The organism is Leptolyngbya sp. CCY15150, from assembly GCF_016888135.1.
Classification (GTDB): Bacteria; Cyanobacteriota; Cyanobacteriia; order RECH01; family RECH01; genus RECH01.
This window is the reverse complement of the sequence record NZ_JACSWB010000170.1, coordinates 17213-32228: the sequence shown is the minus strand read 5'-3', so window position 1 is coordinate 32228 and position 15016 is coordinate 17213. Positions and strand designations below refer to the sequence as shown.

Annotated in this window: 12 protein-coding genes and 2 pseudogenes; 7 read left to right on the top strand and 7 right to left on the bottom strand. The window is 53.2% G+C overall.

Going from position 1 to position 15016, the window contains the following annotated elements; genetic code table 11:
* Positions 1-120 precede the first annotated feature (120 nt).
* Positions 121-234 (bottom strand): annotated as a pseudogene (locus tag JUJ53_RS24640) (IS1 family transposase); the annotation flags it as partial.
* Between the two features lie 474 nt (positions 235-708).
* On the opposite strand from JUJ53_RS24640, the pseudogene JUJ53_RS10395 reads away from it, so the two are divergent.
* The 3 genes and pseudogenes from JUJ53_RS10395 to JUJ53_RS10385 form a co-directional block, all read left to right on the top strand.
* Positions 709-1182 (top strand): annotated as a pseudogene (locus JUJ53_RS10395) (allophycocyanin); the annotation flags it as partial.
* Between the two features lie 264 nt (positions 1183-1446).
* Entirely contained in the window at positions 1447-1824 is a 378-nt protein-coding gene (locus JUJ53_RS10390) for a hypothetical protein (protein WP_204151944.1), read from the top strand.
* A 147-nt stretch (positions 1825-1971) separates the two neighbouring features.
* Entirely contained in the window at positions 1972-2982 is a 1011-nt protein-coding gene (locus JUJ53_RS10385) for a hypothetical protein (protein ID WP_204151943.1), read from the top strand.
* 99 nt (positions 2983-3081) lie between these two features.
* Here the strand turns inward: JUJ53_RS10385 and JUJ53_RS10380 are convergent, their stop codons facing one another.
* A complete protein-coding gene (locus JUJ53_RS10380) occupies positions 3082-3405 on the bottom strand; it encodes a type II toxin-antitoxin system PemK/MazF family toxin (RefSeq protein ID WP_204151942.1) in 324 nt (107 codons plus the stop codon).
* Positions 3402-3623, bottom strand: a complete 222-nt coding sequence (locus JUJ53_RS10375) for an addiction module antitoxin (protein WP_204151941.1) — start codon at positions 3621-3623, stop codon at positions 3402-3404. Before JUJ53_RS10375 ends, JUJ53_RS10380 begins: the two co-directional genes overlap by 4 nt.
* Before the next feature lie 105 nt (positions 3624-3728).
* Between JUJ53_RS10375 and JUJ53_RS10370 the strand changes: the two genes are divergently transcribed.
* A complete protein-coding gene (locus JUJ53_RS10370; protein ID WP_239124958.1) occupies positions 3729-5387 on the top strand; it encodes a Rieske 2Fe-2S domain-containing protein in 1659 nt (552 codons plus the stop codon).
* A 404-nt stretch (positions 5388-5791) separates the two neighbouring features.
* Here JUJ53_RS10370 and JUJ53_RS10365 read toward each other — a convergent pair whose 3' ends face one another.
* From JUJ53_RS10365 to JUJ53_RS10350, 4 genes are all read right to left on the bottom strand, one after another.
* Complete coding sequence (locus JUJ53_RS10365) at positions 5792-7588, bottom strand: TolC family protein (RefSeq protein WP_204151940.1); 1797 nt, start codon at positions 7586-7588, stop codon at positions 5792-5794.
* A 261-nt stretch (positions 7589-7849) separates the two neighbouring features.
* A complete protein-coding gene (locus tag JUJ53_RS10360; RefSeq protein ID WP_204151939.1) occupies positions 7850-9430 on the bottom strand; it encodes an AAA family ATPase in 1581 nt (526 codons plus the stop codon).
* A gap of 166 nt (positions 9431-9596) precedes the next feature.
* Positions 9597-10031: a VOC family protein gene (locus JUJ53_RS10355; protein WP_204151938.1), complete on the bottom strand. Its 435-nt coding sequence runs from the start codon at positions 10029-10031 to the stop codon at positions 9597-9599.
* A 122-nt stretch (positions 10032-10153) separates the two neighbouring features.
* A complete protein-coding gene (locus JUJ53_RS10350) occupies positions 10154-10714 on the bottom strand; it encodes a hypothetical protein (RefSeq protein ID WP_204151937.1) in 561 nt (186 codons plus the stop codon).
* A 232-nt stretch (positions 10715-10946) separates the two neighbouring features.
* Between JUJ53_RS10350 and JUJ53_RS10345 the strand changes: the two genes are divergently transcribed.
* The 3 genes from JUJ53_RS10345 (at position 10947) to JUJ53_RS10335 (ending at position 14995) form a co-directional block, all read left to right on the top strand.
* Positions 10947-11480 (top strand): tetratricopeptide repeat protein, encoded by a 534-nt coding sequence (locus JUJ53_RS10345; protein WP_204151936.1) that lies wholly within the window; start codon positions 10947-10949, stop codon positions 11478-11480.
* A gap of 40 nt (positions 11481-11520) precedes the next feature.
* Entirely contained in the window at positions 11521-12279 is a 759-nt protein-coding gene (locus tag JUJ53_RS10340; protein ID WP_204151935.1) for a DUF3153 domain-containing protein, read from the top strand.
* Positions 12280-12355: 76 nt separating this feature from the next.
* Positions 12356-14995 carry a chloride channel protein gene (locus JUJ53_RS10335; protein ID WP_204151934.1) on the top strand — a complete coding sequence of 880 codons (2640 nt, stop codon included), beginning with the start codon at positions 12356-12358 and terminating at the stop codon, positions 14993-14995.
* Positions 14996-15016: the final 21 nt, after the last annotated feature.

Genomic DNA, 15016 nt, shown 5'->3' with positions numbered 1-15016 from the left:
TAACCATCCCGAACATCTATGAGTTATGGGCTAGTCAGGCATGGTCTGGCTAGCCTTTTTTGATGCAGTGCTTGGTCATCCTGATGCCCAACGTGAGTTCGACAGTTATGGGGTAGTGCATCAGATTATTGTTGGGAAGGAGAGGATATCCTTCCACCTCCAGCGATAGTCAGTCAATCCTGCTCGTTGTGCTGCCGTTGTTTTGTAGCGACTATGCTGCCAGATCCACTTAAACTAACCTCAGTTCGGGTTAAGCAGACTGAGGTTAGTCTAGCAGCTTCTTAGGACGAGGATGCTCCATGACAGCTCCACATGCAAGTATCAAATACAACGCTAGCAATACATGTGCACTTAAATGGCGAAATGGAAGATATACGGATCTTTGCTGCCTATCTACCCTAGAGAGGGCTATTATGCAGATTACTCGCAGCCTATCTACCCTCAGAGGGTGATTAGACGGCAAATAATCTGCATATTCATCTAGTAGGAGGCATATAGGCAGATTGGATCGATCTAATAAGTTGTTATGCAGCAAAATTACCAGTTAGGGCATACTTAAGAAGTTAATTTCTAGTAGCTAGAGTCAGATTGCCGCAAAACTGTCAGTCAACGTTCGTCATGAAGTCGATGCTAAACTTAAAGTAACGATAGATTGAATTCTCCTACGCGTTAGTTGTAAGTAGCAAGACAGGTATTCAAGGGATTTCTATGAATAGTTTGCCTGCTAATTTGATAAATAGGGCGGAAGCTCAAGAGCGCTATCCTACAAAAGAAGAATTAGCTCAGCTTTCAAGCTTTTACCCATCTGCATCAAAACGAATTCGTATTATTGAAATTCTGACTGATAATCGTGAATTCATAATTAGCAAGGCTGGAGAAACTCTTTTTCAAAAGCTTCCAAATATCACTTCCCCAGGTGGTAACGCATACGGTGAAGAGAAAACTGCTACTTGCCTTCGAGATTTAGACTACTACCTACGCATCATCACCTATGGAATCATTAGTGGTGATGTTAGAGTTATCGAAGAAATTTGCTTGATTGGAGTTAAGGAAACCTATGAATCACTGGGCACTTCTCTTTCAGCGATGGCGGAAGGTATTCGCTCCCTTAAAGATGTTGCAGATACCTTTCTTTCTCAAGAAGATGCTAGTGAAGCTAATATCTACTTTGACTACGTTATTAATTGCATGCTTGATGTTGAAGGAAACGTTGATACTTACAAAGAGGCTCCTATAGACAATTATAATTCGAGAATAACAGAGGCAGCAGAATCTGATGTCGATGTTTTTGAGAGAATGAGTAACCTTGTCCAAATTCTTAGCGATGAAAATGTGAAACTGAAACATAACATTGAGGAGTATTCCACTGAACTTAAGGAATATAAGCTTTGGGCAAAGACATTCAAAGTGAGCTAAGAGTAGTGGGGAAGACTTATGCTTGGAGGCATGAAAGAAACTGTTGAAGGGCTTGCTAGTAAGGTTGCCGAACTCTATCGTGAATTAGTTACAAATACTGTTAAGTTTGAGGATCTGAGACAGTACACTAAAGAGAGCTTGGACGAATTCAAGCGTTTAATAGAAAGACTAAATGACAAGTTAGAGGAGGCAGAAAAGGATAGAATTAGAAGAGAAGTAGAGCTTTCATCAAAAATACATGCCCTGGAGTCTAGACTAGATGCTCTGAGCGAACAAGCATTACATTCAGTTGCACGAGAAGCTGCTATTCAGGTGTTTGAAAAGATGGGATCAGAAAGTGCCAAAAGACACTTTTCTGTTACGAAAAAATTAGAGCCTAAGCAACTGCCTGAGCAGCCTGAAGAATAGTTGATAAATTAGCTGATATGCAGTCTAACAATCCCGCTGCACCGGAACAATATCAAGTTGTCGGTGAGTTCCAAAGAGTATCTGTGTCCGGTGAGCGCGAACGTTAGCCAGACTCGCTCATACCCGACTATGAAATTAGGATGAATTGTGAAGCATAGGCATGTTTGGCACAAACTAGATCATCCGAAGTTTGCCCTGGCTTATCAAATCAGTGAGCGTATAGCAGAGCGACAATGGGTCGATCCTTCAATTTTTACTGACATTCGATATGGAAAAGAGATTTTGGTAGCATGTGACTTTTCCGGATCACATTCTGCTGCAAACTATGAAGCTTTTGCCTTTTTGATTGGAGCGATCGGTGGAAGTGCGAAGTGGATGGAATCGAGAAGTGCTGTTCGAGATCGCTTCCTTCCTGACAATCGACGTATGGCATACAAATCGCTAAATGATGCTATGCGCCTACGCGCTTTGCCCTCATTTCTGGATGCTGCAAACAACTTCCCTGGCAATTTGATAGTTTTCTTAGTTAGCAAGAAAATTAATAATCTCTTTGCTGATCCTGGCACACCAGGTTTTTTACCTGAGTTAGTGGTTGCAGAACGTGGATGGAAGAAAAAATCCTTTCAACGCCTCTTGCTTGTGGCATCTCTTGGTTCATTACTTGTATCTTGTTTAACTGAGCCTTTACAAGATATTTTATGGGTTTCGGATCAAGATGAAATTGCTGCAAATGATAAAAAGCACAACCATGCTGGTCATGTTATTCATCATTGCATTAGTAGGTATGCGCCTGATCATCAAGGTTTATTGGTGTTTTTGACGACTGAAGGAGATTTAAACACACGACAACTTGAGGATATTGTGGCAGTACCAGATCTTGCTGCCGGAGCACTCGTTGATGCGCTTTCAATGTGTGATGCGCTTAAACGGAGTTCAGATGAGCGTCTTTGGATTCCGATTCCTAATGAATTACCATCAAAAGCACAGACTATTTTGCAGTGGTTCTCCGCTAGTTCATTTCCCCTGAAACGGTTAGTAGTTGTCTTAGATTCTTTTGGATCTAATATCCAAGTCGATACATTTGTGCCTGTTGCGTTAGAGTCTCCTTTATATTTACCTAATAACGTGAATTCCAATGATGTTTTTCTTTTCCGTTGAGGCATTTCCAATAGGACTGGCTAAAAACCGCGCTGCACCGGAACGTTATCATCTGGTTGGTGAGCTATAAAGGTTGCCTGTGTCCGGTGAGCACGACCGTTAGCTCAGCCCAAGTTGTACTCGGATGGCTAATTCTACAGCAGTCATGTCTTCAGACGTTATTTCCCCTGCCTTTTTCCTCATTCTTTGCTTAGAAACAGTTGTCAGTTGATCAGCCATTGCCTTCCCTTGACGACCTTGCAAGGTTACCATTGCTTCACTTGGGTACAGTCTAGACACATTGCTCGTAATCGGCACAACCTGAACTCGGTTAAGATTTCGGTTTGCCGCATTGTTGCTGACGATCACTGCGGGTCGCTCTTTCTTAATTTCGCCACCGACTGACGGATCAAAATTAATCCACCACACTTCACCTCTGTTCATGGTTCACTGTCCCCAATCAGCGCCTCAGACCACGCTAAAGCCTCTGTTTCGCGCTCTTGATCTTCAGCCATGAGCTTATAAGCAGCATCTAGCTCATCCTTGATAACGTAAGGGCGTAACAAATCCTCAATAAACTGACTAATTCCCCCCTTCCCAACCACTGCATACAGGCCGTCGTAGACCTGTTCATCAATACTGATGGTTAACTTCTTATGCATGGTTCTTCTCTTTGTACGTACAGGCATACGTAAAGTATATCGCCTCTTTTTGAGTCAAGGGGCGATCGCTATTGTGCCCTGTATCAACGTCTTGAAATCTAACCAATGCATGTCCTCAGACGCTCGGCGATCGCCCTCGGTAGCTTGCCGCTGTTGAATTTCACTATCCAGCCCGTTTTTTCACGTCACCGCTCAACCCTCGTCTTATCAGGCTTGGAGCATTGCGCGACGTCGAAATGCCTGCCCATCACTAGGTGGAGCGATCGCCCTTCAAATAGTTCCGAAACATTTCTTAATGATTTTGTTACCATAGGAGCACTAGTCAAACGGAATCGATCGCCAGCTATGCAAACCGTAACGCCTCAATCTGCTTCCCTGCAGTCCACCACGCCTGATGTCGTACCGCTACCGGCTGGTGGTCTTGACGAATCTCGCTTTGATTGGACAGAAGTTTGGTACCCCGTTGCCTATGTGCAGGACTTAGACCAGGAGCGCCCGACTCGCTTCACCCTGATGGAGCAGGATTTGGTGATTTGGTGGGATCGGACGGCGACAACCTGGCGTGTTTTTGCCGATCGCTGCCCCCATCGCCTCGCGCCGTTGTCCCAGGGGCGGATTGCTGAGGATGGTTTGCTGGAATGTCCGTACCATGGCTGGGCGTTTGCGGGAGATGGTCATTGCGATCGCATTCCCCAACAGCCGGAAGGGGGCACGGCGGAAACGTCTGAGCGGGCCTGCGCCCGTGCTTATCCAACGGCGGTGCGTCAGGGACTGCTGTTCGTCTATCCCGGCACGGCGGACGATAGCGATCGCGTTCCCATTCCCACCATTGATGTGCTGGATGACGACTCGGATGATTGGGTTTGTCTCAATACCTTCCGGGACTTACCCTACGATGCCCTCACGCTGATGGAAAATGTGCTGGATGCCAGCCATATTCCCTACACCCATCACAAATCCGTGGGCGATCGCAAAAATGTGAGTCCTGTGGAGCTAGAGCTGGTTGAATCTGGACGGCAAGGGTTTCGGGGCACCTGGGCGGAGGGCCCGCGACGGGGCACCCTCGGACGGCAGGATACGACCTTTGTGGCACCGGGGTTGATGTGGCATGACCTAACCTCGAAGCAGTTTGGGCGTACTCTCACAGTCGTCTATGCGACACCGATCCGTAAGGGCGAATGTCGGATCTTTGCCCGCTTCCCGTTCAAATTTTCGTCGAAGCTACCCAGCTTCTTTATTCGTCTAACGCCTCAGTGGTTTAGCCATATTGGTCAAAATGCTGTGTTAGAAGATGATCAAATCTTTTTGCATCATCAGGAACGCTATTTTGCAGCGGCGGGTGGCAGTGAAACGGTAGCTAAGGCATTCTACTTACCTACTAAGGCCGATTCGTTTGTTCTAGCGCTGCGTCGCTGGGTGACGGATTTTCAGGCAGAATCATTTCCAGGGGCGATGCTGCCGCCTGCGCAGTCAGACGCAGATTTACTCGATCGCTATCATTCCCATGTGCAGCATTGCGCAAGCTGTCGCGGGGCACTGAAAAACATTGAGCGATCGCGTTGGATTGCTGGAATCGTGGCGGCGGCTGGCTGGACGGTTGTACCTATTTTGGCCGTGACCCTCGGGACGCTGTGGCCGGTGGTGCTGGGTGCTGGTGGGGCAGCGATCGCTGCGGCTAGTTGGGCTGGATTGGGTCAGTTAGAAAAGCGATTTTATCAAGGTCGCGCTATTCCACCACGCAATCAACCGGAGAAGTCGAAGTAGGGAATATCCCTAAGGTAGAATCCTTGGTTGCTCTTCGGTGCAGATGCTGTCCAAGAGGCATTTAGAACGGCGTCCTAACGAAATCTTTCTTTGCCATGCACTCCAACCTATTTTTAAACGCGATCGCCTTGATGGATTGACCTTTATTTTCAAAAGCTCCACCATCAGAAGCTAACCTTGTTACAAGGCATAGGATGAAGGGCGATCGCCCTTTCTAATGCGGCATGGCGTGAACGTTGGGATCAGAGAAGACACAACCTGTCTAGAGTTTATGTTGATATCCAATCCGGTTAGACGCGCTAGTTCTTCAAGGCTCGCTGGGTCACCATGAGTGAGTGATGATGGTGACCCCGATCCCTGATCTAGATCTGTCTCTTAACCGGACTCCTCTCGGTCAAACGACCCTAAGGGCGATCGGAGAGATCATTATCTGGGAAGTTGCTCACCGATCGACGGAGCGCAGCGACAGCTCGGTTGTAGTCCAAAATGGCCCGCAGGAGGTTCACTTCTGCTTGGGTCAAATCTGTCTGAGCCAGCAGCACATCCGTCTGGGTTTCAATGCCAGCTTGGAACCGTAACCGCGCCAAGCGCAAGGCTTCTTCCGCCGTCGTTACAGCCAGAGTTGCCGTTTCAATGCTTTCTCGGTTGGCTAATAGGTTGTAATAGGCCTGTTCTACCTGAAAGCGAATCTGGTTGCGGGTGTCGGTAAATGAATTCTCCGCAAGTTCCATATTGCGTTCTTCTTGACGAGCTGCGGCACGAGCGGCACCACCGTCGAATAAACGCATATTTAACTGCAAACCTACTTGATAGACCTCGCGATCGCTGGAGCTATTGTTTTCATCAAGCAAGTCTTGGAAATCATAGCGGGCAAAGGCAGACACCTGAGGGCCAAGGGCGGCTAATTCAGCTCGACGGAGGCGATCGCTAATATCGCGCTGAATTAACTGTTGCTCCAACTCTGCCCGATTTTGATAAGACAAGGTGATCGTATCTTCTAGGGACAGGGGCCAATCGGCCACAGGCTCCACCGCATCCGCTGCCGACACATTGACCACCTGGGCTAGGTTTAACAACCGCGTGATTTCCCGGCGGGTAATTTGCTGATTACTGAGGGAGCGAAAGAGGGCTTGGCGAGCATTGGCAACCTCCACCTGGGCCGTGAGCACCGAGAAGCGAGTTCCTACGCCAGCTCGTTCCAGCGCTTCTGCATCCCGTAAACTTTGTTCAGCCCGTTCTAGGGCACTTTGATCAATCCGCACCTGCTCATCAGATTCTTGCAGATCGTAGTAGGCATTGGTGACGTCTAACTTAAGCTGCTCTGAAATGACCTCCACCTGCAGTTCCTGTAACCGCACGCGATATTCTGCCGCTCGAATCAAGGCCGATCGCTGCCCGGAGGTAAAGATATCGTAGTTGAGGACAAGGGCAGCTCCCAAGGTGGTGGTGACGGAACTCGGTTCTTCCCCAATCAGTGGCGGCGGCGCTTGGTCGCTAACATCTTGCCGGACAAGGCTGCCCTGAGCATCGAGGGTTGGCAAATTAGCCGCTTGAGCTTGGCGTAAAGCAGCCTCAGACACCTCTAGGTTCAGGAACGCATCTTGGAGCGTGGTGCTATTGCGGCGGGCTAGTTCAATTGCTTGCTCAAGGGAGATGGGGGTTGTTTCAACAATCTCGACCTCATCGGAAACCGTGGGATAAAAAAGACGGTTAGACGATGGATTGAGGTATTCAGGCACGTCAACAGTATCAGCAGAAGACGGCAGCAGGGAGGGGCGATCGCCCATGGCGGGATCGGCTGCTTCCTCTTCCTCTTCCTCCTCTAAAACAGGAGCCGCATCCAAGGCTTCAGGACGATCAGGACTAGGCTCTATCAAGTCGTCCAACTCCTCAGGACGAGGCTCTAGATTGTCTGTGTCTTGAGGCTCTAGATCAGGTAACGCATCATCAGCCTGAGCCACGTCCTGAGCGGCTTCATCCTCTACTGAATCTGCATCGACCGAGTTGGCTGGAGAAGCGATCGCTCGATAGATACCACCAACAGCTCCTCCAGCAGAGGATGCATCATCAAGAGCAGGCTGCTCCGTAGACGAGGACTCTGACGATGATGACATCTCGGCACGGGCTGCGGGCGTCATGACCGCACTGAGTACCAGAACAGTCCCGATACTTGAGGCCAAAAAGTAGCGGAAAAAAGACATAGGGTGCGTCCTAGTAGATTGATCTAGTCCTTCCGAAGGATAATGAATCACGGTTATTATCGGATACCTGCAGACGGGTGTTGACATCTTCCCCCCCCAATCGCTAGGCAATTGGGCTGGAGTTTCCTTGGGTCGCCCCAACGATGGTCTGCTTCACGGCTAGCCAGACTAAGTGACCTCAGTCCTAGCTAGCTTGACGCCCCAGGCATGGTGCATCTCCCGTTGCCCACGGGCAGCCTGTAGCCTAGCAGACCATAGGAATCAGAAAGGCTTTCCTGAGCAAGTATAGCGGGCTTGGTCGATAGATTCGAGGGTGAGGGACTGCTGATCATTCACCAAGGCTTGCAGCAGGTGTCCTATATGCAAGGAGGTATGCAGGTAGGAGGATGGGTCAAGAGCCGCGCAGAGACTAGCCTCGTGGGCGATCGCTCGAATATGCCCCCCGCTGATTGGAAACTGATCGGCCAGCCACTGCCAGGGCAGATCTCCCAAGGGAATGGATGGCGGAAAGGCCCGCTGCCACAGCAAGAGGCGATCGCTGGCCGTGGGCATGGGAATTGCGATTTGCTGATCGATCTGACGACGCCAGTAGGGGGCGATCGCCTCGGGCCGCTGCGTGACCAGTACCGTGAGGCTGGGCTGCCGTCGTCGCAGAGCCAAGAAGCGGTGTAGCTCAGCTCGATGGACTTGGGCCAAGCGCCCAAACCAGAGATGGGCAGATTTCAGCATGAGCACGGTGGGTGCTTGGGCGGCGATATCTTGCAGCACCGATGCAGCCTGGTCAGGGTCTACCTGGGCTAGATCCAGCCAGGTAACTGCGGTGGACTGTTGATGAGCGATCGCCTGTACAACACTCATCTTCCCGGTTCCCGCTGCTCCAGTGAGCGCCATCACCTGTCCAAGCTTCAACGCCTCTGCTCCGGCGGTTGCCTGCCACTGTTGGGCAACCTGGGGCTGCACCTGCAGGCGATCGGCGATCGGCTTCAAGGCAGCTAGGAGCGATGGGGGTAACACCAGGTCAGACCAGGTGACGGTAGCCTGCTGAGTTACGTAAGACTCGGGGATAAACGGTTCAAAGCTAGATAGGGAGACCCCTGCCGAGGAAAAAGACCCTGCTGCCATAAACGGTGAGTCGGACTCCAGGATCGGCTGGGTTGCGTCCAAGACCCCATCCAGATCGGTAGCCGTGGGGCGATCGCTCAAGAGAAAATCGACCAGCGGATCCGCCAGACGCACGACGGAATTGAGGCGGGTATCGTGGCTGCGGGTGGGAATTTCTAGCAGACCCCGCCGCACCAGCACCGCTTCCGGCGTAAAGGATCGGCGGGCCTGGCTCCACTCCGTATCATTGCGGCAGAGGAGGCGTAGCACCAGGTCAATCGTCGGAAGATCGTTGGGCATGATCTCGTCATCGCCCTTCAGGTAGCGGTAGATGCGGGCGTAGCGACGATTGATCTCCGGAGCCAGGCACAGCAGGGTCAGATTTTTCTCAAATACCGTCAGATTTAAGCGATCGCGCAGCAGGGGCAGCGCCAGCAGGATACCCGTAGACTGACTCGCCTGCACCCGCAGTTCAAGCTGTTGCTGATAGCCTAGCTTGGTCGTAGAAGCAGCCGGCGGCTTGCGGCAATCATCATAGGCCGCCTTGCCCTCTAGGGATACAATGCCCTGCCACCAGTGGCTGGAAACGCGATCGGCCTTATTTTGGGCAATGCGATCAACCTCTTTGGTTTGCTTCCGCTGCCGGGCCACCGCTGCCATCAAGAGATGATCTAGCCAGCTCAATTCGGTTCTCAGATAGCTCCAATTGTCGGCAAATCGTTCAATCTGATGAGTGGACATAGCGCAGAAGGTACCAACGGTGTGAGTGCGATCGCCCTCAATAAGCAGGGGACTAATACTTCATGGCGTCAATGGATCCACGATCGCGCAGACGCCTGGCTTGCTGCGGGTGAGACACCTGCGCGACAGTCAGGAGATTGCCGCCGGTACTAGTGGCAGCCCAATCCTAGACAGGGATGCCCAAGGCTTGCCCTTGTTTCCGCAAAAACTCTAGGGGCAAGCCATCAGCATCCGCGATAAACGCCACTTCATACACCGCCGCTCCAATGATTTGCTGCGTGGGCGGCAGCAACACCTGCAGCGGTGCCAACTCTGCGGGCAGCCGCTGATCTAGATCCGCCAGCCATTGGGGTAGGCTATCGATCTGATCGGTGAGATCAAACGATAGGTGATAGTACCCAGTGTAATGCTCATCGCTGAAGACATCCGCCGCTGGCTTGGGCTCGGGCACCTGCAGCAGCTCGATCCGCCCACCCAATCCTTCCATCCAGCAGGCTAGGGTAATGCCCGCCGTGAAGCGTTCTGTGACCCTAAATCCTAGCTGTTCATAGAAAGCGATCGCTTGATGAATATTCGCGGTGCGGATCGAGGCATGATGCATCATCGGTTTCGTGTCGCGGCGATCGATATGCATCTAGTGTAGCGATTGCCGAGGCGCGAGGGATCGCTCCCGATGAATCATCCATGATGAATCACCCATGATGAATCACCTGCGATAACTTGCTACTGACAGGCCGTGCGCAAATGGGCCATGACGTGACAAGACGGGCGGGTGCCGCCTGTGGAATAGGTTGAAGATCTACGGGGGCGGTAGGTGTCTTCAAACCGGGGGTTAATCAACACCGAATCTTCAATCCGACTGTCAATAATGGTTGGGTTAATCAGCACTGAATCCTCAATGCGGCTGTTGGTAATCGTGGGCGACGAGCGATGGTACTCCCAACGAGGGGTAGAAGTGGTAGACCAGCGGACGGTGCTGGGATACTGGGACGGCGTGGATAGGTAGTAGCGATCAGAGCGATCGCTAGAGAGCGGCGTTGTGGAGTTGTAATAGTAGCCAGACTGCTCGCCGTCAGTCACAATCACCGTGCTTCCTGAAATACTGGTGGTGGAGCGATTGGTGTACACCTGAGCCAGTTGCGTGGTGCTTTCTACGGGAGCGTGCGGATAGGCCTGGGCCGCAGCAGGCGCAGCAACGACACCCATGAGCCCAAGCCAGAGGAGCGATCGCCCTGAACCATGCAGCCAGGCTAGGAGGGACGGGCGGACAGATGGGGTATGCATGATAAACCTCGGAGTTGATTTAGGAGTTGATTTAGATCGTGAATCTCATGAATCTCAATGGAGGTAGCGCACAGCAGGGTCTCATTCAGCCTAGTTCTAGCCTAACGCGCTGGGTCAAAGTTCTTGCTACATTTAAAGACATCTCATGTAGGGACAGAGGTTCCCGCTAGGCAGGCGATCGCCATGGGGTCACCGCCTGTTGTTCAGCCAAGCATCTAAGCCACCTATCACTGTGACGACTGAAAAACTAGACCTGATTCAACGCTTCTACCACCTAGGCAAAGATGCCTTTGAGCGCGGGCAGTATCGCACTGCCATCGAGCACCTTGAAAAAGCCACAGCTTTGGTGAACCGCATCTCTCCCTTGGGAGGTGAAGTGCAAATGTGGCTGGTGACGGCCTACGAAGCGGCGGGTTTACGGGAGGAGGCGATCGCCCTTTGTGAAACCCTCAGCCGCCATCCAGACTACACCACCAGCAAGCAGGGCCGGCGATTGCTTTACATCCTCAAAGCCCCTCGCCTCAAAACTCGCCCCGAATGGATCACGCCCATCCCTGACCTTGGCAACCTCGAAGAAGGATCCTCCACCGCCGGGCAGGGCGTATCATCCTATCGTCCCTCCTCCAGCCGTCCGTCGAAACCGCTGCCCAAACCTGAGCCTGAGCCGATTGACTGGAGTCAAGTCAAGACCGAAGATAATCGCTTCGTTTGGGTGGCGTTGGGGGCGATCGCCCTTATGCTCGGTGGTTTAGCATGGTTCATCTAGAGGTAGGATGCAGCAGGTTAGGATGCGTGGGATCGGCAAGATGAACATGAACAATCACGGCTACTGGCGGCGGCTCTGGGTAGCGATCGCCCTAGTGATGTCGTTGGGACTATCGGGCTGCGTGGAAGCAGAATCGGGCATTGACTATCGCGATCAGGTGCATGGTACCTTGGTGCAGCAGGTTCACCTCAATCCCGGACTCACCCAACTCCAGCGGTTTACCGCCGAACAGTGGTTGAATGCGGTGGGCGATCGCCTGGCGGCCCTCCCAGAAGCTAGCCAAGCGCGCACAGAGGACGGCTGGCAGATTCGCATCCCGTTCCACAACGGAGCCGATCTCCAAGACAAGTTCAATCACATTGGCCAGCAGATATTCTCCCCCGACGCCCTGGCCAACCTCAGCGGCACTGACCGTCCGGGGGCCGCTGGGCAGTCTCAGTTAACGGTGCAAGAACGCAACCTGATTGTGGTGCAGCGCAACCGACTGATCTACGATTTGGATCTGCGATCGCTTTGGACGGATCAAACCTCCGTGTGGCTACCCCTACAATCTGTGATGGACTGGCAATTTACCCTGAACAGTCCCTGGGGAGCCCGAATCAGTTCTAATTCCCTCCCCCCCAGTCGCCAAGAGGCCGATCAGCTCACTTGGTCTCTGCGCCTCGATGCGGCCAATCACATTGACGTGACCTTTTGGGTGCTCAGCCCTCTGGGGCTAGGAGCCGTGGTCATTGGCGTGCTGGTCGTCCTGGGTCTAGCGATCGCCCCTCAACGACGTCCGGCAGCAGCCCAGCGGTAGGCGACCTGCGCTATGGAGCGGCATCGCCAGTCCTGTTGATGATCGGACATGCTCTCCCAACCTATATGTGCTATCCATGCAGCTTCATTCCCTTGCTAAGTGGTTTCGTCCCCTTCTGGGAGACACCAAACAAATTGCCATTGTCGAAGCCTGTGTCATTGGATTAGTGTCAGGTTTAGCCGCCGTCACCCTAAAGCATGGAGCCGGTTGGCTGGGCGGCTGGCGGATTCAGATTGCCCACCAATATCCCGCTTGGATCGTCCTACCGCTGGTGGGACTGATCGGCGGCGGGCTAGCCGGTCTCTTGGTGCAGCGCTTGTCTCCAGAAGCGGCCGGCAGCGGCATTCCCCAAGTGAAGGCCGCCCTCAGCCAGGTACCCATCGCCCTTAACCTGCGGGTGGCGATCGTGAAAATGTTCAGCGTCATTCTGATCCTAGGATCTGGATTTACCCTAGGGCGACAGGGGCCCACCGTCCAAATTGGAGCTGCCCTTGCCTCCCAGCTCAGCCATTGGATTCCCACCTCGCCAGAGTATCGGCGGCAGCTCTTGGCCGCTGGCGCAGCCGCTGGGCTCGCCGCCGGGTTTAATGCCCCCATTGCCGGGGTGCTGTTTGTGGTCGAGGAATTGCTCCAGGACTTTTCTGGCCTCACCCTCGGTACGGCGATCCTGGCCTCCTTTGTGGGTGCGGTGGTGTCACGGGTATTGGGCGGGCAGGGGCTAGGTATTGGCCCCATGAGCGCCCTAGAGATCAATTTCTCCCTGATCGACGTACCGTTTTTTATCCTGTTGGGAGCCTTGGCAGGCCTCCTCGGCACCTTATTTAGCCACGGCATTTTCCTAAGCCTGGCCATCAATCGCCGCTTTCGGGGGTTAGGACTGCCGTGGAAAGTGGCGATCGCTGGCCTACTATCCGGGGCGATCGTGGTTCTGCTGCCCCCCGAATTTCGCGATAATACCGGCCTGCGCGACTTCCTGATTGGCACGGGCCAGGGCTGGCGACTGCCGCTGCTGGCCTTTAGCGTGAAATTTTTGCTGACCTTAGTGGCCTACGGCTCTGGTGCGCCGGGAGGAATTTTTGCCCCGGCGCTGCTTCTCGGTTCTTCCCTGGGCTACCTCGTAGGACTCTTCAGCCATACCGTGGAAGGGGCAGTGGGGGGAGCGATCGCCCCGGGCTTAGAGCTCACCTCCGCCACCACCTACGCCTTGGCAGGCATGGGAGCCTTTTTTAGCGCCATTACCCGAGGGCCGATCACCGCCATCGTGATTGTGTTTGAAATGGTGTCGGACTTTAATCTTGTTCTGCCGCTGATGATCGGCTCCGTCAGCGCCTACCTCGTGTCCGAACGTCTGGTCAGCGGTTCCCTCTACAACCGACTGCTGACCATGCAGGGCATTAACCTGGATAAACTGGAGAATCAAGACACCAGTCTAGCCAACCTATCCGCTGAAACCTTCATGCAGCGGCGGGTTGAAACCCTATCTAGCGAAATGCCTTTGCCGGAAGTCATCCAGGCCTTCTCGCGATCGCACCATCGTGGTTTTCCAGTGGTTGACCAAGGCAAACTAGTGGGCATTGTCACCCAGTCCGACCTGGCCGATGCCTCCCGGCGCAATGGATCGACAGGTCACCTACGGCTCGTGGATATCATGACCCCCCAGCCCGTGACCGTGTCGTCCCATGATTCCCTGATTCACGTTCTATATTTACTCAATCGCTTCAAGCTCAGCCGCCTGCCGGTCACCGATCGCCAACGCCTCGTGGGCATCATCACCCGCGCCGACATTATCCGCGCCGAGTCCGACCAGCTCAGCGGCGAACTCTCCTCCTTCGGCCCCCAGCCCGAACCCTCCTACGTGGTCTACCAAACGCGATCGCCCTCCACGGGACAAGGTCGGCTCCTGGTACCCCTAAGTAATCCCCAAACCGGGCCGCTGCTGCTCAAACTTGCCATTGTGCTGGCCCGCGATCGCAACTACGAGCTAGATTGCCTGCAGGTGATCACCGTCCCCCGAGGTACACCACCCTCCGAAGCCACCGTCCGCACTACCGCCAGCCGTCGCCTTCTGCGTCAGGCTGAATCCCTGGGACGATCCTGGGGGATTCCAGTGCATACCCAAATCCGGGTAGCCCATGATGCCGCCCATGCCATGCTGGAAACCGTCAAAGATCACCATATTGACCTGATCTTAATGGGCTGGAAAGGCAATACCTCAACCCCTGGTCGCGTCTTCGGCAACGTCGTCGATACCGTGATTCGCCAAGCCGCCTGTGAAGTTCTCCTCGTGCGCCTCAGCGAAACCCCCAGTTTCAACCGCTGGCTGCTGCCGGTGGCCGGTGGCCCCAATGCCCAAGCTGCTCTGAAACTGTTGCCACCCCTCCTGAGCCTAGGACAAGCTCCCCTGGTGCGCGTATGCCAAATTTTCCCCACCGCCAAGGGCGCAACCGATGTTTCTGTCTTGCAGCGTGCGGTGGAGCAACTGCGGAGCTATTTGCCCTATCCTGTGATTCCCCGCGCCATCGTCAACGATGCGATCGCTGATTCGATTGTCACCCTGGCCCAGGAAGAACATTGTGATGTGATTGTCTTGGGGGCCAGTCGAGAAAGCCTGCTAAAACAGGTGATTCAAGGGAATATTCCAGAAGCGATCGCCCGCCAGAGCTCTTGCACCGTCATGTTAGTCCGCGATACGCTCCAAGCCGATGAGATCGAGTAAGCAATTGAGTAAGATCACGAT